The 17,598-nt window shown below is 62.1% G+C and carries 16 protein-coding genes; 7 read left to right on the forward strand and 9 right to left on the reverse strand.

Features of this window, described 5'->3' with window-relative positions; translation table 11 throughout:
- Positions 1 to 4 precede the first annotated feature (4 nt).
- The 7 genes from truA to leuC all read right to left on the reverse strand — a co-directional run bounded on the left by truA (position 5) and on the right by leuC (position 8,191).
- A complete protein-coding gene (truA, locus tag CNX70_RS22355) occupies positions 5 to 835 on the reverse strand; it encodes a tRNA pseudouridine(38-40) synthase TruA (protein WP_096237208.1) in 831 nt (276 codons plus the stop codon).
- A gap of 46 nt (positions 836 to 881) precedes the next feature.
- Complete coding sequence (locus tag CNX70_RS22360; protein ID WP_425269205.1) at positions 882 to 3,359, reverse strand: motility hub landmark protein FimV; 2,478 nt, start codon at positions 3,357 to 3,359, stop codon at positions 882 to 884.
- 283 nt (positions 3,360 to 3,642) lie between these two features.
- Positions 3,643 to 4,770 carry an aspartate-semialdehyde dehydrogenase gene (gene asd / locus CNX70_RS22365; protein WP_096237210.1) on the reverse strand — a complete coding sequence of 376 codons (1,128 nt, stop codon included), beginning with the start codon at positions 4,768 to 4,770 and terminating at the stop codon, positions 3,643 to 3,645.
- 45 nt (positions 4,771 to 4,815) lie between these two features.
- Positions 4,816 to 5,886: a 3-isopropylmalate dehydrogenase gene (gene leuB, locus CNX70_RS22370; protein ID WP_096237212.1), complete on the reverse strand. Its 1,071-nt coding sequence runs from the start codon at positions 5,884 to 5,886 to the stop codon at positions 4,816 to 4,818.
- 11 nt (positions 5,887 to 5,897) lie between these two features.
- The gene (gene leuD / locus CNX70_RS22375; RefSeq protein WP_096237214.1) at positions 5,898 to 6,545 is read right to left on the reverse strand and encodes a 3-isopropylmalate dehydratase small subunit; all 648 of its coding nucleotides are present in this window, start codon (positions 6,543 to 6,545) and stop codon (positions 5,898 to 5,900) included.
- Positions 6,546 to 6,596: 51 nt separating this feature from the next.
- Positions 6,597 to 6,719, reverse strand: coding sequence for an entericidin A/B family lipoprotein (locus CNX70_RS22380; protein ID WP_010400408.1), 123 nt, complete (start codon positions 6,717 to 6,719; stop codon positions 6,597 to 6,599).
- A 68-nt stretch (positions 6,720 to 6,787) separates the two neighbouring features.
- The gene (gene leuC, locus CNX70_RS22385; RefSeq protein ID WP_096237216.1) at positions 6,788 to 8,191 is read right to left on the reverse strand and encodes a 3-isopropylmalate dehydratase large subunit; all 1,404 of its coding nucleotides are present in this window, start codon (positions 8,189 to 8,191) and stop codon (positions 6,788 to 6,790) included.
- 329 nt (positions 8,192 to 8,520) lie between these two features.
- Here leuC and CNX70_RS22390 point away from each other — a divergent pair, with 329 nt between their 5' ends.
- Complete coding sequence (locus CNX70_RS22390; RefSeq protein ID WP_157751230.1) at positions 8,521 to 9,582, forward strand: S41 family peptidase; 1,062 nt, start codon at positions 8,521 to 8,523, stop codon at positions 9,580 to 9,582.
- Between the two features lie 258 nt (positions 9,583 to 9,840).
- Here CNX70_RS22390 and CNX70_RS22395 read toward each other — a convergent pair whose 3' ends face one another.
- On the reverse strand, positions 9,841 to 11,721 hold the full coding sequence (locus CNX70_RS22395; RefSeq protein WP_096237220.1) for a chemotaxis protein CheA: 1,881 nt from the start codon (positions 11,719 to 11,721) through the stop codon (positions 9,841 to 9,843).
- Positions 11,721 to 12,578: a protein phosphatase CheZ gene (locus CNX70_RS22400; protein ID WP_096237221.1), complete on the reverse strand. Its 858-nt coding sequence runs from the start codon at positions 12,576 to 12,578 to the stop codon at positions 11,721 to 11,723. Before CNX70_RS22400 ends, CNX70_RS22395 begins: the two co-directional genes overlap by 1 nt.
- A gap of 466 nt (positions 12,579 to 13,044) precedes the next feature.
- Here CNX70_RS22400 and CNX70_RS22405 point away from each other — a divergent pair, with 466 nt between their 5' ends.
- From CNX70_RS22405 to CNX70_RS22430, 6 genes are all read left to right on the forward strand, one after another.
- Positions 13,045 to 13,512, forward strand: a complete 468-nt coding sequence (locus tag CNX70_RS22405; protein WP_096237223.1) for a universal stress protein — start codon at positions 13,045 to 13,047, stop codon at positions 13,510 to 13,512.
- Between the two features lie 159 nt (positions 13,513 to 13,671).
- Positions 13,672 to 14,316: a response regulator gene (locus tag CNX70_RS22410; protein WP_034750556.1), complete on the forward strand. Its 645-nt coding sequence runs from the start codon at positions 13,672 to 13,674 to the stop codon at positions 14,314 to 14,316.
- A gap of 326 nt (positions 14,317 to 14,642) precedes the next feature.
- The gene (locus CNX70_RS22415) at positions 14,643 to 15,449 is read left to right on the forward strand and encodes a Crp/Fnr family transcriptional regulator (RefSeq protein WP_034750901.1); all 807 of its coding nucleotides are present in this window, start codon (positions 14,643 to 14,645) and stop codon (positions 15,447 to 15,449) included.
- Between the two features lie 262 nt (positions 15,450 to 15,711).
- Positions 15,712 to 15,909 carry a hemin uptake protein HemP gene (hemP, locus tag CNX70_RS22420; RefSeq protein ID WP_034750559.1) on the forward strand — a complete coding sequence of 66 codons (198 nt, stop codon included), beginning with the start codon at positions 15,712 to 15,714 and terminating at the stop codon, positions 15,907 to 15,909.
- An 86-nt stretch (positions 15,910 to 15,995) separates the two neighbouring features.
- Entirely contained in the window at positions 15,996 to 16,322 is a 327-nt protein-coding gene (locus tag CNX70_RS22425; protein ID WP_071076090.1) for a hypothetical protein, read from the forward strand.
- A gap of 40 nt (positions 16,323 to 16,362) precedes the next feature.
- Positions 16,363 to 17,592 (forward strand): DUF2325 domain-containing protein, encoded by a 1,230-nt coding sequence (locus tag CNX70_RS22430; RefSeq protein ID WP_096237225.1) that lies wholly within the window; start codon positions 16,363 to 16,365, stop codon positions 17,590 to 17,592.
- Positions 17,593 to 17,598: the final 6 nt, after the last annotated feature.

Genomic DNA, 17,598 nt, shown 5'->3' on the forward strand with positions numbered 1-17,598 from the left:
CAGATCAAAACCAGGGCAAGGCGCTGCTACTATCTTGCGGCAACTCCCACTTGGGATCGTAATCGATCTGCGCCAGGTACAAGCCGTCCGGCATGAAGGTGGGCGCGGCCGCGTGGCGATCCTTACTTTCCAGCAAATGCCCCAGCCAGTCCGGCTTTTCCCGTCCCGTGCCGATGTAGACGAGCGAGCCGACCAGGTTGCGCACCATGTGGTGCAAAAAGGCATTCGCCGTAATGGTAAAAATGACGCAATCGCCGCGCCGCTCGATGCGGATGTCGTGCATCAGCTTGACGGGCGACTTGGCCTGGCATTGCGCGGCGCGAAAGGCCGTGAAGTCGTGCCAGCCCAGGAGCGGCTGCACGGCCTGGCGCATCAGTTCCACGTCCAGCGGACGGAAAAAGAAGCCGGCACGCCCTTCCACCAGCGGCGAACGGGTGGCGTTGTTGTACAACACATAATGATAGGTACGCGCGCGCGCGCTGAAGCGGGCGTGAAAGAAATCGTTGACGGTGGGGTCGCCGGCCAGCTCCTTGGCCCAGCGCACGGCAATCGATTTCGGCAGGAAGGCGTTGACGCCGCGCACCCACGAGTGCACGTCGCGGTTCAGTTCCGTATCGAAATGCACCACTTGCTCAAGCGCATGCACGCCCGTGTCCGTGCGGCCGGCGCAGGTGGTGGCCAGGCGCACGCGGGCAAACTGCTCCAGCGCGTTTTCCAGCTGGTCCTGCACCGTTTGCCCGTCTTCCTGTTTCTGGTATCCATGCCAGGCCGTGCCATCGTACTGCAGGCCGAGGACGATACGCTTGAATGGCGTTGCTGTCGTAATATTTTGCATCGGAGCATTATACCGGCGCGGCAGCCTGCCGCGCCGGCGGGTATTGCTAGCTGAGGAGAGCTCTCATGGTGTTCGCCTTGGCAACTTGTTCCGCGCTGCCGCCTTTGATGACCTCATCGATCAGCTCGCGCGCGCCTTCCTTGTCGCCGATTTCCTGGTAAGCGATCGCCAGGTCCAGCTTGGTATCCATTTCCATGTGGATGGCCGACAGCGGGTCGTCCACGCCCACGCTGGCCGTCTTGCCATCGTTGAGGTCCAGGTCGATGCCGGACAGGTCGAATTCTTGCGCGGGCGGTATGGCTTCCGGCAAGGTCGCTGGCGTTTGCGCATCGTCGAACAGGCTGTCGAGGGAAGGCTCGGCCGCCGCCACCGGCGCGGCAGCAGGCGCCACCGGCTCGTCGAGGTCGAAATGGGCCAGATCCACATCCTTCAACGGGTCGGGCAAAGGCGTCAAACCGGCGCCCACGCCATTCACGGGGCCGGCTGGCGGCTCCAGATCGAGGCCGAAATCCATGCTGGCGTCATACTGCGCATCGTGCGCGGGGGACTGCGGCTTGCTGTCCGGTCCCGGCATGACGATCGGGTCGCTGGTCGAGACGGGCTCGAAATCGAGGCTGTCGAGGTCAAAATCGAGAGGATCGCGCGCATCGCGGGCGCTCACGGAGGAAACTGGCTCTGCCGGCGCCAGGTCGGCCGCTGGGGCAGGCAGGTCGTCGGGCAAGTCCATGCTCTGGCCGCGCAAGTCGTCGCCGGCACCCTTGCTCAGGCTGACGACTGCATCGTCTTCCGTATCGCCATACAGGGGGTTGGTGGGATCGAGCGCCAGGCCCAGCGCGGCCGCCTGCGGCCACTCCTCGCCCTGGCCCCGCGTCAGGCTGTACAACTCGCTGGCCTGGTCTTCAAACGCGCGTACGTCGTTGCGGGCCGAATAGATTTCCAGCAACTTCAGGCGCGCCGCATGGCGCTCCGGGTGGATGCGCAAGGCTTCCTTGAGGATATCTTCCGCCTGGCCATCGCGGCCGTAGGCAATATACACGTCCGCTTCGGCGACGGGGTCCGTTTCATTCGCATCGAGCATGCTGGCGCCCGCCGCCGCGGCCACGCCGGCAGCGGCGGCGCCCGTGCCGAACAGGTGGTTGCTCGCTTCGGACTGCTGGTCTTCCGGCGCCAGGCCCGATGGCGGCGTCACCGGCGCTTCCGGTTCCAACACGGGAGCCACGTTCTCTGGCGCAGGCGGCACGTCCTTGCGGCGACGCGCGACCACCAGCGCAGCCACGGCGGCCAGCAATGCGGCGAGGCCGATGCCGATGGCCCCCAGGTGGTCGCTGATCTTGTCGGTGATGGTCGGTTCCAGCGGCGATGTTTTTTTCACCAGCGGCACCGGTTTCGCCTTGGGTACGGGCGGCTGCGCTTCGGCAGGCGCGCTGGCGATGGCGCTGGCCGGTGAGTTTGCCGATGCACTGGCAGCGACCTCGGCCGGTTTGGCGGGTGCCGGCGCGCTCTTGTCGGCCATGGCCTTGCTCTTGACCGCCATCAATTTTTCCAGGTCGCTGACGTTCTTTTCCAGCTCCTTGACACGCGCGGCCGCTTCATCGACCTGTTTCGCCTTGGCAATCTTGTCTTCCTCGCTGGCGACAGCGCTCTTGCCGGCCGACTTGGCCGCCGGCTGCGCCTTCGACAGTTTCAGCTTGTCTTGCGACTCGCTCACGGCCGTCGGCTTTTCCTGGACCTTGGTCGCGCCGATCTTGCCAGCCGTGCTTTGCGTCGGCTGCGCCGCCTTGGCCGGCTTGCTTTGCGATACCTGCCCCGCCAGCTTGTTGCGGTAGGCTTCGAAATCGATGGCGTGCGCCGTCACGACGCCCTTCGCTTCGGCCGCGTCGGTGGCGCGCACCGCATCCGCGCCCGGCACGGCCAGGATGCGCCCGGCCTGCATGCGGTTCATGTTCTCGCCCCTGAAGGCATCGGGATTGGCGCGGTACAGGGCGACGAGCATCATGTCGAGCGACACGCCCGAGGGTTTCAGTTCGCTGGCGATGCGGCTCAGGGTGTCGCCCGCCTTGACCTTGTATTCGCCAGCCGGCTTCTTGCGTGACTCTTGCGCCGCCGTCGGCTCCACATTGCGCCCGGCCCGGCCAGGTTCGGCCGGGGCCGTCACTTGCGCGCCGCGCGTCTGGCGCGCTTCGGGCGTGTCGAGCACGAATGCATATTCGCGTACCTGGCGCCCGCTCTTGCTGCTCAGTTCCAGCAGCAAATCCACCATGGGTTCGGCCACCGCTTGCGCCGAGCTGATGCGGATGAAGGACTTGCCGTTGCGGCTTTCCACGGCAAACGTCAGCGCATTCAGGGCCGGATTGAATTCCACGTTGGCCTGGCGATACGCATCCGGCGGCGCCAGCTTGGCCAGCAGGCTTGAAGCCTCGCCTGGCTTGACGGCCGATAATTCGACCTCGGCGCGCAGCGGCTGGCCGGCAGCGGACAGCACCGTAATCTTGCCCAGCTCGGCTGCGGATACCGCCGGTGACAACAACACCGCACAGGCGACAGCGCTGCTGAGTGTTTTAATGGCAAGGGAGGCGACCCGGGGACGAGTGTGTACAGGCATAGTTGGCGGCATCTTAGTTGACATGGGAAAACTGTTACTTTTCCAGAGGTATCAACATATCATCATGCCCAGAGCTATGCAAGCTCCGCATGGTTGAGCCTTGACGGGCTCAGGACGAAAAAAAAGCCGGGAAAACAGCCCCGGCTTGATCTGCATCAGCGATTTATAGCTGATTTATTGCTGATTTATTGCTGATTTATTGCTGTTAAGCGTCCAGCAAAATACGCAGCATGCGGCGCAGCGGCTCGGCCGCGCCCCACAGCAATTGGTCGCCCACGGTGAAGGCGGACAGGTATTCGCCGCCCATGCTCATCTTGCGCACGCGGCCCACAGGAATCGTCAGGCTGCCCGTGACAGCTGCCGGCGACAGGTCGCGCACGGACGCTTCGCGCGTGTTTGGCACCAGCTTGACCCATTGATTGTTGCTGGCGATGATGTCGTTGATTTCATCGAGCGGCACGTCTTTTTTCAGCTTGATGGTCAGCGCTTGCGAATGGCAGCGCATGGCGCCGATGCGCACGCACAGGCCGTCCACAGGAATTTCCCTGGTGCCGAAATCGATGCCGCGACCGAGGATCTTGTTCGTTTCCGCGCCCGCTTTCCACTCTTCCTTCGACTGGCCGTTGCCCAGGTCCTTGTCGATCCACGGGATCAGGTTGCCGGCCAGCGGCGCGCCGAATTGCTTGATTTCATCCGGGGAATAGCCGTGCTGGGTGGCCAGCACCTGACGGTCGATTTCCAGGATGGCGGAAGCGGGGTTCTCCAGCAGCGCCTTGACGGAGCTGTTGATGGTGCCAAACTGCGTCAGCAGTTCGCGCATGTGCTGCGCGCCGCCGCCCGATGCCGCCTGGTAGGTCATCGACGTCATCCAGTCGATCAGGTCGTGCTGGAACAGGCCGCCCAGGCCCATCATCATGCAGGAAACGGTGCAATTGCCGCCGATGTAGTTCTTGACGCCCTTGCCCAGCGCATCCTTGATGACGTGCAGGTTGACGGGGTCGAGCACGATAACGGCGTCTTTTTCCATGCGCAAGGTCGATGCCGCATCGATCCAGTAGCCATTCCAGCCGCTGGCGCGCAGCTGCGGGAAGACGGCACTGGTGTAGTCGCCGCCCTGGCAGGAAATGATGATGTCGCACTTGGACAGTTCGGCGATGTTATTGGCATCCTTGAGGATGGTTTCATTCTTCGCCATGGCCGGCGCCGCGCCGCCCGTGTTCGAGGTGGTGAAAAACACCGGTTCGATATGGGCGAAATCGCCCTCTTCCTGCATGCGCTGCATCAGGACCGAACCGACCATACCGCGCCAACCTACCAAGCCAACTAATTTCATTACCATTCCTCAAGATGAGACGGCGACTGCCGTCATTAGACTATTTTATCCCAGCGCTTTTACAACTGCATCACCCATCGCCTCGGTACCGACCAAGGTGGTGCCCGCTTCATGGATGTCGGCCGTGCGCAGCCCCTGCGCCAGCACTTTTTTCACGGCCGCCTCGATGCGGTCTGCCTGCTCTTCGCGGTGCAGCGAATAGCGCAACATCATGGCGGCCGACAAAATCGTCGCCAGCGGATTGGCAATGCCCTTGCCCGCGATATCGGGGGCCGAGCCGTGCGATGGCTCGTACAAGCCCTTGTTGTTGGCGTCCAGCGAAGCGGACGGCAGCATGCCGATCGAGCCCGTCAGCATGGCGGCCGCGTCCGACAAGATGTCGCCGAACATGTTGCCGGTCACCATGACGTCGAATTTCTTCGGCGCCCGCACCAGTTGCATGGCCGCGTTATCGACATACATATGATCGAGCGCCACGTCCGGGTATTCCTTGTGCACGTCGATGACGATGTCTTTCCAGAACTGGAAGGTTTCCAGCACGTTCGCCTTGTCCACGCTGGTGAGGCGCTTGTCGCGCTTTTGCGCCGCCTGGAAGGCCACGTGGGCGATGCGGCGGATTTCGCCTTCCGCATAGCGCATGGTGTCAAAACCTTCGCGCTGGCCCTTGAACGGACCGTCCGGGCACTCGCGCACGCCGCGCGGCTGGCCGAAATAAATGTCGCCCGTCAATTCGCGGATGATCAGGATATCGAGGCCGGAGACCACTTCCGGCTTCAGGGTCGAGGCGCCCGCCAGTTCCGGATACAAAATGGCCGGACGCAGGTTGGCGAACAGGCCCAGGTTCTTGCGCAAGCCCAGGATCGCTTGCTCCGGGCGGAACTGGCGCTCCAGATTATCGTATTGGTAGTCGCCCACGGCGCCGAACAGCACGGCATCGGCTGCTTTCGCCAGCGCCAGGGTGGCTTCCGGCAAGGGGTGGCCATGGGCCGCATAGCCGGCGCCGCCCACGGGCGCTGTTTCCAGCTCGAACGATTCGCCCAGCACGTTCAACACCTTGACGGCTTGCGCGACGATTTCAGGACCGATGCCGTCGCCGGGTAAGATTGCAATTTTCATATTTTTATCGATTAGATGACGTTGGCGAGCCAGGGCTGACTATTTAAGTGACGCTCTTCGAAGGCGCGGATATCGTCCGCATGGCGCAGAGTCAGGCCGATATCGTCGAGGCCATTCATCAGGCAATACTTGCGAAAGGCGTCGATCTCGAACGGGTACGAGACGCTACCATTGCTGGTGCGCACGCACTGCTGTTCCAGGTCCACCACCAGCTTGTAGCCGGGGAAGGCCTTGACTTCATTGAACAGGTGCTCGACCTGGCTTTCCGACAGCACGATGGGCAGCAAGCCGTTCTTGTAGCAGTTATTGAAGAAGATGTCGGCAAACGAGGGCGCGATGATGGCGCGAAAGCCATACTGATCCAGCGCCCACGGCGCGTGTTCGCGCGAGGAGCCGCAGCCAAAGTTCTTGCGCGTCAGCAAAATGGACGCGCCCTGGTAGCGCGCCTCGTTGAGCACGAACTCGGGGTTCAGCGGGCGGCGGCTGTTGTCCTGCCCCGGCTCACCATGGTCGAGATAGCGCCATTCGTCGAACAGGTTGGGGCCGAAACCACTGCGGTGGATCGATTTCAGGAATTGCTTCGGGATAATCGCGTCGGTGTCGACGTTGGCGCGGTCCAGCGGGGCGACCAGGCCTTCGTAAATCGTAAATTTATCCATGCTGTCTCTACTCGGTAGGACGAGCGGCGCACTGCGCCGGCACGTCACGGTTTATTTTCCGCCGGCGCCAGTGACGACCTGGCCGACTTTCTGCACATCGCGGCCGATGCCGGAGACGGTGTTGCAGCCGGACAAGATGACGGTGGCGATGAGGAGGGCGAAGAGTTTTTTCATGATGATTTCTTGATAGTAAGTAAGGGACCGGAAACGCTAGTGTACGCCAGCGGCGCCGGTCCCTGCCCTCATCGCAAGCCCCGCACGTCGACAAAGTGGCCGGCGATACCCGCCGCCGCCGCCATCGCGGGCGACACCAGATGAGTACGGCCGCCCTGCCCTTGCCGGCCTTCGAAGTTGCGGTTCGAGGTCGAGGCGCAGCGCTCGCCAGGTTCCAGACGGTCTGCATTCATGGCCAGGCACATGGAGCAGCCCGGCTCGCGCCACTCGAAACCGGCATCCTTGAAGATGCGATCCAGGCCTTCGCGCTCGGCCTGGTCCTTGACGAGACCGGAACCGGGCACCACCAGCGCCAGGGTGACGTTCGAAGCGCGGTACTTGCCGCGCACCACGGCAGCGGCCGCGCGCAAGTCTTCGATGCGCGAATTGGTGCAGGAACCGATGAAGACCTTGTCGATGCGGATGTCTTCGATGGCGGTATTCGGTTTCAGGGCCATGTAGACCAGCGCCTTTTCCATCGCATCGCGCTTGACGCTGTCTTTTTCCTGGTCAGGATCGGGCACGCGGCCATCGATACCGACCACCATCTCGGGCGAGGTGCCCCAGGTCACTTGCGGCACGATGTCTTGCGCGTTGAGGGTGACGACCAGGTCGAAGCGGGCGCCCGGATCCGAATGCAGGGTGCGCCAATAGGCCACGGCGCGTTCCCAGTGCGGACCGGCCGGCGAAAACGGACGGCCCTTGACGTAATTGATGGTGGTGTCGTCCACGCCGATGATGCCGGCGCGCGCGCCCGCCTCGATGGCCATGTTGCACACCGTCATGCGTCCTTCCATCGACAGGGCGCGGATGGCCGAGCCGCCGAACTCGATACAGTAGCCCGTGCCGCCGGCCGTGCCGATCTTGCCGATGATGGCCAGCACGATATCCTTGGCCGTCACGCCGGCCGGCAAGGCGCCGTCGACCTGCACCAGCATGGATTTGGATTTCTTTTGCAGCAAGGTTTGCGTGGCCAGCACATGTTCCACTTCGGACGTGCCGATGCCGTGCGCCAGCGCGCCGAAGGCGCCGTGCGTGGAGGTGTGCGAGTCGCCGCAGACCACCGTCATGCCGGGCAGGGTCGCGCCCTGTTCAGGGCCGATCACGTGCACGATACCCTGGCGCTTGTCGTTCATGTTGAAGTAGGTCAAGCCGTAATGCTTGGCGTTCTTGTCCAGCGTTTCCACCTGCAAGCGCGAGACCGGATCGGCAATGCCGTCGATGCGGCTGGTGGTGGGCACGTTATGGTCGGCCACGGCCAGGTTGGCGGAAATGCGCCACGGCTGGCGGCCCGCCACGCTGAGCCCATCGAAGGCTTGCGGGCTGGTGACTTCGTGCAGCAGGTGCCGGTCGATGTACAAAATTGTCGTGCCATCATCTTCGGCCCGCACAACGTGGGATTCCCAGAGTTTGTCGTAAAGCGTCTTCATCATGATTTATGCAGCGTTGCCACAGCCTGTTTAAGTGATCAAGTGATACCAAGTCGTACGGTGATCCACAAGGATTATGCCATATATTGACCAACACAGAACCGAAACAGGCAAAAGCGTGGTATTGGCGATACAAAGTTTGGCCAAATTGTTAGATATGAGCTGGAAATTGCCGATATCGGCACATTGGCGGCATGCCGGCCTCATCCTCAGGCGGGCTGCCGAACGAGTCACGGCGCGACCATAAATTGATATTTTTTCCTCAATCTTTCGTGTATTGTATTGCGATAACAATAACCGGCACATACGCGCCACCCGACTTGGGAACCTCGATGAAACTGAACTTGTTGGCGCTGGCCGCCCTGACCATGGCCGCGCTGCCCTTGGCCGGCGCCAATGCGGCGGCGGCCACGCCGGGAGAAACCTGCGCGCAGGACTTGCGCGCGATTGCGCCTTTCCTGCTGGAAAACGACACGGGCGCGCGCCAGCACCTGAAGCAAAAGGGACAGGTATATTTCGACCTGACGCTGGCAACCGCAAGCGATGCCGCGAAAAACACTAACGATGAGCCTGCTTGTGATGTAGTACTGGCCAATTACCTGAGTAATTGGCGCACAGGCCATCTGCAAATCGTGCCCAGCACAGCATTGAAGCACAGCAAACCGGCGCCGCCCTCCACGCCAACAGCAGATACTGATCAAAGAGAGCCGTCGCTGCAGCTCCTGTCACCTCGGACCGCGTTACTGACACTGCCCAGTTTTTTTCCTCGGTACAGCAAGGCAATCGCCGATCTACTGACAAGCAAGCGCCACGATCTTGCCACCCACCCCAACTGGATCATTGATGTCAGGCTCAATAATGGCGGCAGTGATAGCACTTATGCGCCACTACTGCCATGGATCAGTTCAGGCGAGGTCGTCAGCGTGGGTGGTGAATGGCTGTCCACGCCAGCCAATATCGCCGGACAGGAAGGTATCTGCGCTCTGTTCGCCCCCGGTGATGCCTCGTGCACAACATACAGTGAGCAAGCCATCGCCCGTATGCGCAGCGTCCAATCAGGCCAGTTCGTGACGCAGCAAGCCGATGGACCTGTCAGCTATGGAAGTTTTCCCAGAAAGAAAGCGCAGCCGGCCCGCGTAGCGGTGCTGGTCGATCGCGATTGCGCGAGCTCCTGCGAAGAATTCCTGCTAGTGGCACGGCAAAGTTTTCGAGTCAAACTGATAGGGCGCAACAGCCATGGCTCCCTCGACTACTCGAATTTGCGCCTGCATGCCCTGCCCTCAGGAATACGCCAGTTAATGTACGCCACCTCGCGCTCGGCCCGCTTGCCGCAGTTGCAGGTCGACTTGGGCGGCATCATGCCCGACATCTATCTGGCGCCACCGAAGGACTAGGCGGAGCGCGCCCAGGAAATCGTGCGCGTGCAGCGCTGGCTGGAAGGCGGTAGTTTACGCCCCGGCGGCGCTTGATTACACAATGAAAAAAGCCCACTACGCATAGTGGGCTTTCCAATGAATACAACGATACTAACAGCACCTGAGAAAACCGTAGCGAGCGGAAGGGAGAGGTGGCTAAGAAGCGCAACCGTACTCTAGTACGGTGAGCATCGCAGGCCGCCTATACCGACGCGCAGTAGGTTTTGTCAGGTGCAATCATGCAGCCATGCGCACACTTCCCCTGCAACCATCCATCAGGAACGATAGGCCCACGACCAGCACCAGCTCGCCTTCGGCCGAGCGGGCGGTACCGGTAATGCCTTCCACGGTGATGGCCGTCATCGGTTTGATCACCAGGTCGGCCGTACCATCGACGGCTGCCACGGCAAGAATGTACGGCTGTGGCGCAGCGACAACAATGCCCACGCGTTCGCTGCACGCTTCGTAACCCAGGGCGCCGGCCAGCGAACGCACGGGCAACGGACGGCCCTGGTCTTTCAGCACGGGCGCGCCGCCCACTTCCATGAAGGTTTCCGGCAATTCGACGACGCGCTGCACCACTGCCATCGGCAGCGCCAGCGCGGCGCCCGAGGTCGACACCAGCATGGTCGGCACGATGGACAGCTCGATCGGCAGGCGGATGGCAAACTTGGTGCCCTTGCCCAGCGTCGACTCGATGTGGATAGCGCCGCGGTTCTTTTCCACCGCCGTCTTGACCACGTCCATGCCCACGCCGCGTCCGGAGACGCTGGAAGCGACTTCCTTGGTCGAGAAGCCCGGCAGGAACACCAGCTGGAAGCATTCGTCGTTGCTCAATTGCGCGTTTTCGCTGATCAAGCCCTTTTGCTGGGCCTTGCTGCGCAGGAAGGCCGGGTCCATGCCCTTGCCATCATCCTGCAGCACGATCATGACACTGTTCGCTTCCTGCCAGGCCTTCAGCGAAATATACGATTTGGCAGGCTTGCCGGCGGCCAGGCGCGCTTCCGGCGATTCGACGCCATGGTCGAGCGAATTGCGCAGCATGTGCACCAGCGGATCGTACAGACTGTCGACCACCACGCGGTCGACTTCCGTCTCCGCGCCCTCGATGGTCAGCTCGACATCCTTGCCCAGGTCTTTTGCCAGCTCGCGCACCAGGCGCGGGAATTTCTGGAACAGGCGGCCCACGGGCTGCATGCGCGTGGCCAGCGTGGCCCGCTGCAGTTCCGTCGAGTAGCGCGACGCGCGTTCCAGGGTTTCCGCCAGGGTCGCCATCAGAGTGGCGGCCTGGCCTTCGAATTTGAATTGCAGCAAGCGTTCGAGCAGCACGGCAGCCTGGTTGGCAGCCTGCACCGACTCGCCGGCCACTTCCAGCAACGCGTCGAGCTTGACGGCGTCGACGCGGATACTGTCTTCCTTGACGGGCGCGGCATGGCGCACTTCCGGACGCTCGTCGCGGCGTTCCGCGCCATCCCAGGCCTTGGCGGCCGGTTTGGCAGCGGCTGCAGCGGCAGGCGCGGCGGCCACGGCGGCCGGCGCAGCGGCGACGGCGGCGGCCGGTGCGGCAGCGATCTGGCTGCCCGCCGGCACGACAGCGTTATACATGCCTTCCCAGTCCAGGCCATCAGCGCTGGCGGTGGAAACAGCGGCGGCTGGCGCCGCCACGGCCACCTCGGCAACCACCACGGCGACTTCCGCCACCACGGCGGCGGCCGGCGCGTGTGCGTCCATGCCCTTGCCTTCGATGGCGTTCGTCAGAATGTGTTCCAGCTCTTCCGGCATGGCCGGCAAGCTTTCCGGCGCGGCACCGTTGGCCAGTTCCGTCAGCTGGTCGGCGACGAAACCGGACGCTTGCAGTGCCGCCTCGATGGCGATCGGGGTCACCGGCGCGGCGCCGGTGCGCAGGGCGTCGAACAGGTTTTCCGTCAGATGGCAGGCCGCCACCAGTGCGGGCAGGCCCATGAAGCCGGCGCCACCCTTGATGGTGTGGAAGGAACGAAACACGGCATTCAGTGTTTCCTTGTTGTCAGGATCACGCTCGAGGCGCAATAAGTGCTCTTCAACATTAACCGCAAGATCCATCGCCTCAACGACGAAATCCTTGAGCATATCGTCCATTAGAATCCCAAATCCGCAAGAAGGTCGTCTACATTATCCTGGTCCAGTGCCACCGACGGCACGGATGGGCCCTGCATCAGCGGCACCGGCTTTTGCGCCAGTTTTTCGCGCACTTCGGCCGGCGCATTGTCGCGCAGCAGCTGAGCCAGCTCGTGCTCCACCGTCTTGGTGATGTTGACCACTTTTTTGATCAGCTGGCCCGTGATGTCCTGGAAGTCCTGCGCCATCATGATTTCCAGCAAGCGCGCTTTTTCCGCTTCCGTTGCCTCGGCAACGGCTTGCGCGAACTGGCGCGAATCGCCGGCCAGGGCCTTGAACTCTTCCAGGCTCAGCTTGCCATCGAACAGCGCCGTCCAGCGGCTGTCCATGTCCTTGGCTTTCTTCGACAGCACATCTTGCGCCGGCATGCCTTCGTCGAGCGTGTTGAGGACCTTGTTGGCGGCCTGTTCCGTGAGGGTAGCGACATATTCCAGGCGGTCCTGCGCGTCGACGATCTGCGACGACGCTTCCGTCAGCGCCTTGTCGTAGCCCAGTTCGCGCAGCGAATCGTGCAGCAGGCGCACGATGCCGCCCAGGCGTTCGAACATTGGCTTGTCGGACTGGTCGACAGGATCGGCCGCTTCGCCGGGCACGCCTGCGGCAGCCGCGGGCGGCGCTTCCGGCGCGGCGGCGGCTGGCGCTTCCGCTGCGGCTGGCGGCACGGCGGCGCTGGCCGACACGGAGTCGAACAGCGCGTCAAAATCGTCGTCCGCGATCACGGCTGCGGGCGCTGCGGCAGGCGCGGGCTTGGGAGCGGCCGCACTTTGCGCAGATACTTCATCGAATAATGCATCGAAATCATCAGCGGCGTTGGTCATATCCCTGCTTCTCCATAATTTGTCAAAATTCCGCCTGAACTGTGCGTTTTACAGACTGATACCCACAATTTCTCGATTAAGATGATTTGAGGCAATACCGCTGCGATGGTGCGAGTGTAGCAGGGCGCCGCCCTGTTGGTAAATCTCAAAACGCGCTTCCTGGTGTAAAGCTGGCCCACAAGAGCTTTTCCGTGAGGAAATAAGTGTTCCTGCTGTTGTATTTTGAAATACTACCATTGGCATGGGTGCAAGAGCACGCGGCGCACAAGAAATCCTGCTCGCGGGCGGCTGCGCAACAGTGTCCATGGCTATCGTTGCGGCTAAAACACGATCTTTCTGCCAATGTTGTCTATACTGAAGGTGCAATAGTATTGATAATTATCAAGTCTTTACATGAATACCATGCTGCTGCCGCGCCTACAATAAGGGACGCTGCACGCGCTGAGTCACCGCCAAAGGACCTGCCATGTATAAGAAAATTCTGATCGCCACGGACGGCTCCACCGTCTCCAACCTGACGGCCTGTGTCGGCGTTGCCTTTGCCGAACAGATGCAAGCCGACATCCTTGCCGTGTACGTGGCGCCCGAGTACCAGTACCCGGTGTACATCGAAATCATTCCACCCAGCTATCCCAGCGAAGAGGAGTACCGCATCGCCATGCGCAAGGCGGGCGCCGACCACTGGCAGCCCATTCTCGACGCGGCCGCCAAGCGGGGCCTGGAAGCGACGGGCCTGACGGCCTTTTCCGACAGCCCGGCCCTGAAGATCGTGGAAGTGGCGCAATTGCAGCACTGCGACCTGATCTTCATGGGCTCGCATGGCCGCAGCGGCTGGGGGCAATTGCTGCTGGGCAGCGTGACCAACAAGGTGCTGTCGCACTCGACATTGCCCGTGCTTGTACATAGGCTGATCAAGGAACCCCCATCAAAATAAGGGGTCACATGGCCACGCAGGCCGCCGTAGCCCATATATCGGGTAAAAGGCAACATTGCGGCCTTTTCAGTTAAAATGACAACGTTTCTCGTTTTTTAACACCTGGCCGGCCGCCACGAAACGGCCAGGACACCTTACACGCCTCCGGATTGCGCGCCTATGATACGTATTGTGATTGCCGACGACCACACCATCATGCGGGAAGGATTGAAGCGCATCCTTGACGGCGCGCCGGACATCGACATCGTGGGCGAAGCCATCGACGGCTTTGAGGTACTCAACCACGTGCGCCAGGGCGGCTTCGACCTGTTGCTGCTCGACCTGTCGATGCCGGGCCGCAGCGGCGTCGACCTGATCCGGCAAATCCGCAGCGAAGCGCCCAAGCTGGCCATCCTGATCCTCACCATGCACGAGGAAGAGCAATATGCGGTGCGCGCCATCCGCGCCGGCGCGCAAGGCTATCTGACCAAGGAAAGCGCGGGCACCCAGCTGGTGGGCGCCATCCACAAGGTGGCGTCGGGCCGCCCCTACATCAGCGCCGAGGTGGCAGAGCAGCTTGTGCTCAACATCATGATGCCGAATGAAAGCCTGCTGCACAAACAGCTGTCGGACCGCGAGTTCGAAGTCTTTTCCCTGCTGGTGGCAGGCAAGTCGATCACGGAAATCGCCAACAATCTGCACCTGAGCGTGAAAACCGTGAGTACGCACAAGACGCGCATCATGCAAAAGATGGGCATGAGTTCGCTATCGGAAATGGTGCAGTACGCTGTAGCACACCGCCTGCTATCCCCCTTCAAGACCTAAGCTGCCAGCGCGCGCGCCCGTAGGAACAATCCTACATCAACTGCCACAGCTCCTACTGCCATATTCAGCCACTGCTGATATTAATTGCATACGGTTGTTGGCATACTGAAACCAGTCATCAAGTTGCTGGGAAGTTATTTCATCACACAGCAAGTCTTCAGCGTATTGAGATTTACCCGCCTGGACGCGTGCGCCCCTTCCCTGCCCGCCGCCCTGTGCACCTTGTCATTCAACTCTGAACTACCTGTCACCAGGAGATGAACATGCTGTCCACGCAAACGCCTGAAACCCGCGCTGCCGCGCCATCGCTGCCCCCCTCCTCGCCGATGGAAGCGGGGCGCCAGCGCCAGGGGCGGCTATGGTCGAACCTGAAGGAGGTGTGCGACCTGCTGCATATCTCCAGCGCCTGCACCATCGCCGCCGATGAACTGCTGTTCCAGCACGTGCAATTCAAGACGGGCCAGCGCGTGCACACCATCGGCCAGCCCTTCGACACCCTGTACATCGTCAATTCGGGCTTCCTGAAAACCGTGCTCATCGACGAATTCGGCAATGAGCAGGTACTCAGCTTTCCCATGAAGGGCGACATGCTGGGCGTCGACGGCATCCACTCGCGCCATTACTCCTCGGAAGCGGTGGCGCTATCCGACTGCGACCTGATCCTGCTGCCGTTCAAGAAGCTGACGGCGCTGGGCCGCGTGCACCTGGAACTGGAAAATGTCATGTACGGCGTGATGAGCCGCGAACTGGTGCGCGAGCAAGCCATGATCGGCATGCTCGGTGCCCTCAGCGCCGAAGCCCGCGTGGCGCGCTTCCTCGTCTCGCTGGCCGACCGCTTCGCGCAGATGGGCTACTCGAGCAAGCTGTTCAACCTGCGCATGACGCGCCATGAAATCGGCAGCTACCTGGGCCTGACCCTGGAAACGGTCAGCCGCACCCTGTCCGCCTTCAATGAAATCGGCCTGATCTCGGTCGACCAGCGCACCATCGGCATCAAGGACCCGGATGCCCTGAAAACCCTGCGCCGCCTGCCGCCCTCGCGCTCGCGCGCCAAGCAACTGGCCGCCGCCAAGCTCAAGGCCGACACCACGGCGGCCGCCACCGCCTCGGCGCAATTGCTGGCCACGATTTAACGCCAGCCGATTAACGCCACCTGATTCCTTCAAGCTTGGCACAGGCTTGACCCGGCCAAGGCACACCACCTTGCCGGGTCTTTTTTCTGCTGTCCGCCCCATCTCCCGCCCGCTGGCGCCACCGCGCGCCACGCCTACGGCACTCCCCTCCCCGGCAGTCAAAAAAAGCCTGCATCCGGCACAAATAAGCCTTGCTTTTCGGGCCACATTCAACAATAATGCAAATACGAATCATTCTCAACTGAGACAAAGAAAGCCCAACATGCAAAGCTCAAAACCAGCCTTGATCCAGGATGCCGCTACTGCCCACGTCCGTCCTCCCGTCAGCATGGCCCAGCCGGCGCGCCGCATCACCAGCGAAGCCCTGCTGCAGCAGGGCCGCGAAGTGGAGATTGAACACAGCGGCAAGATCTATCGCCTGCGCGTCACCCAATTGAACAAGCTGATCCTGACTGCCTGAAGCAGCACGGCAGCCAGTCACCACACTCGCCAGCCAGTCGCGCCCCGTGCGCGCAGCCAGCCAAACCACCCGCACAGGAGTGATTGATGGCGAACGACCGACCTTTCCCGATGTTTCCTTCCCCGCAAGGCCAGCAGCCTGAATTGCTCCTGTCGGCCGTGCTGCACCTGATGTCGCACTACCATGCGGGCAGTCCCTGCGAGAAACTGGCCGGTGTCATCGAACGCCATCTGCAAGTGCTGTCCAGTTCGCCCGGACTGGGTCCCGTGTTGCAAGCGACCTGCCAGCAACTGTCGCAGCAATGGGCCACCCTGGTGGCGCTGCACCGGCCCGCGCCGCCGAAGACCACCTTGCTGGATCGCCTGGTACGCCTGCTGAGCGCCAGGCGCCCTGCCTCGCCCCTGCCGCAATAATTTCTCTTCAACACCTCCCACCGCCTAACAGGATATCGCCATGTGTGACAAAGACCAGTCCCTGCCCGTCATCAGCAATTGTTCCAGCGGCGAGGCCGAAACGGCCGCGCTCGCTTCGCGCCGCCGCCGGCTGTGGGAACTGTCGCACACCTGCCATTGTCCGCTGGTGGGCGTGGGCTTGCCATTGGGATACCTGCGCAAGCTGGTGGGCAAGATGACGGGCGGACGCGTGCTGGCCGACGACTACGAAGTGCATGTGGGTGCCGTGACGGAATGCGGGGTGCGCAACCGCCTGTCCGAAGCCCTGCAAAAGGAACTCGAACGCCGCTACGCTCCCGTCATCCTGCGCTTTCGCGGCGCCAAGACCACGCAACAAGTGGCCGAACTGTGGCGCACGGCCGTCGCCAACGGCGACGTGTCGGGTGCCTTCTGGGCCGGCCTGACGCATCCGCGCTGCGACGCCGAACTGGAAGAGCAGATGTGCCGCGATTTGCACATGATTCAGCACCAGGCCGGTGCCTGCGTGCGGGCCGACATGGGAAAATTTACCGCCTTGCAGGAAGAAAATGCGCGCCTGACGCACGAACTGGCCAAGCTGCAACAGCGCAGCCAGGCCATGCTGATGGAAAAGACGGGCGAACTGGAACGCCAGGAAGCCGTGCTGCTGCGCACGCGGTTTGACTCGATCAGCAAGGATAGCGTCATCGATGGCTTGCGCTTTGATCTGGCGCAATTGCAGGCCGCCATCCCCGCGCTGGAATCGCGCACGCGCCTGGTCGAACGCCTGGCGCAAATGGATGAGCGCGAAAAGGAATTGCGCCAGCAAATCGCGGAATTGAAGCAGGCCCAGCCACGCCCGGCCGCCGCCGTGCCGCCACCGGCACCGAAGCTGGAAGTGCCGACGGGCGGCAAGCTGAAAATGCCGATCCGCCTGGTCGATCAAAGCGTCTTGTGCGTGGGTGGCCGCAGCGGCAATGTCGCCACCTACCGCGCCCTGATCGAACGGGTCGGCGCGCAGTTCGCCCACCACGACGGCGGCCTGGAAGACAATGCCAACCTGCTCGATTCGAGCCTGGCGGCGGCCGACCTGGTGATTTGCCAGACGGGCTGCATCAGCCACAGCGCCTACTGGCGCGTGAAGGATTATTGCAAGCGCACGGGCAAGCGCTGCGTCTTCATCGACAACCCCAGCATTTCCAGCCTGGCACGCGGCTTGCAGGAAGTGAGCGGCGAGATGGAAACGACGCCGCTGGCCGCGATCCAGCCGTAAGCAGCC

This window comes from Janthinobacterium svalbardense, from assembly GCF_002327145.1.
Lineage (GTDB): Bacteria > Pseudomonadota > Gammaproteobacteria > Burkholderiales > Burkholderiaceae_D > Janthinobacterium > Janthinobacterium tructae.

Coding starts and splice junctions, on each gene's coding strand:
- CNX70_RS22380 (WP_010400408.1), bottom strand. CDS start 6,719: ATGAAAAAACTCTTCGCCCTCCTCATCGCCACCGTCATCTTGTCCGGC.
- CNX70_RS22425 (WP_071076090.1), top strand. CDS start 15,996: ATGGCGAACGACCGACCTTTCCCGATGTTTCCTTCCCCGCAAGGCCAG.
- CNX70_RS22395 (WP_096237220.1), bottom strand. CDS start 11,721: ATGGACGATATGCTCAAGGATTTCGTCGTTGAGGCGATGGATCTTGCG.
- leuB (WP_096237212.1), bottom strand. CDS start 5,886: ATGAAAATTGCAATCTTACCCGGCGACGGCATCGGTCCTGAAATCGTC.
- leuD (WP_096237214.1), bottom strand. CDS start 6,545: ATGGATAAATTTACGATTTACGAAGGCCTGGTCGCCCCGCTGGACCGC.
- CNX70_RS22405 (WP_096237223.1), top strand. CDS start 13,045: ATGTATAAGAAAATTCTGATCGCCACGGACGGCTCCACCGTCTCCAAC.
- hemP (WP_034750559.1), top strand. CDS start 15,712: ATGCAAAGCTCAAAACCAGCCTTGATCCAGGATGCCGCTACTGCCCAC.
- CNX70_RS22400 (WP_096237221.1), bottom strand. CDS start 12,578: ATGACCAACGCCGCTGATGATTTCGATGCATTATTCGATGAAGTATCT.
- asd (WP_096237210.1), bottom strand. CDS start 4,770: ATGAAATTAGTTGGCTTGGTAGGTTGGCGCGGTATGGTCGGTTCGGTC.
- leuC (WP_096237216.1), bottom strand. CDS start 8,191: ATGATGAAGACGCTTTACGACAAACTCTGGGAATCCCACGTTGTGCGG.
- CNX70_RS22430 (WP_096237225.1), top strand. CDS start 16,363: ATGTGTGACAAAGACCAGTCCCTGCCCGTCATCAGCAATTGTTCCAGC.
- CNX70_RS22390 (WP_157751230.1), top strand. CDS start 8,521: ATGAAACTGAACTTGTTGGCGCTGGCCGCCCTGACCATGGCCGCGCTG.
- CNX70_RS22410 (WP_034750556.1), top strand. CDS start 13,672: ATGATACGTATTGTGATTGCCGACGACCACACCATCATGCGGGAAGGA.
- CNX70_RS22415 (WP_034750901.1), top strand. CDS start 14,643: ATGGAAGCGGGGCGCCAGCGCCAGGGGCGGCTATGGTCGAACCTGAAG.
- truA (WP_096237208.1), bottom strand. CDS start 835: ATGCAAAATATTACGACAGCAACGCCATTCAAGCGTATCGTCCTCGGC.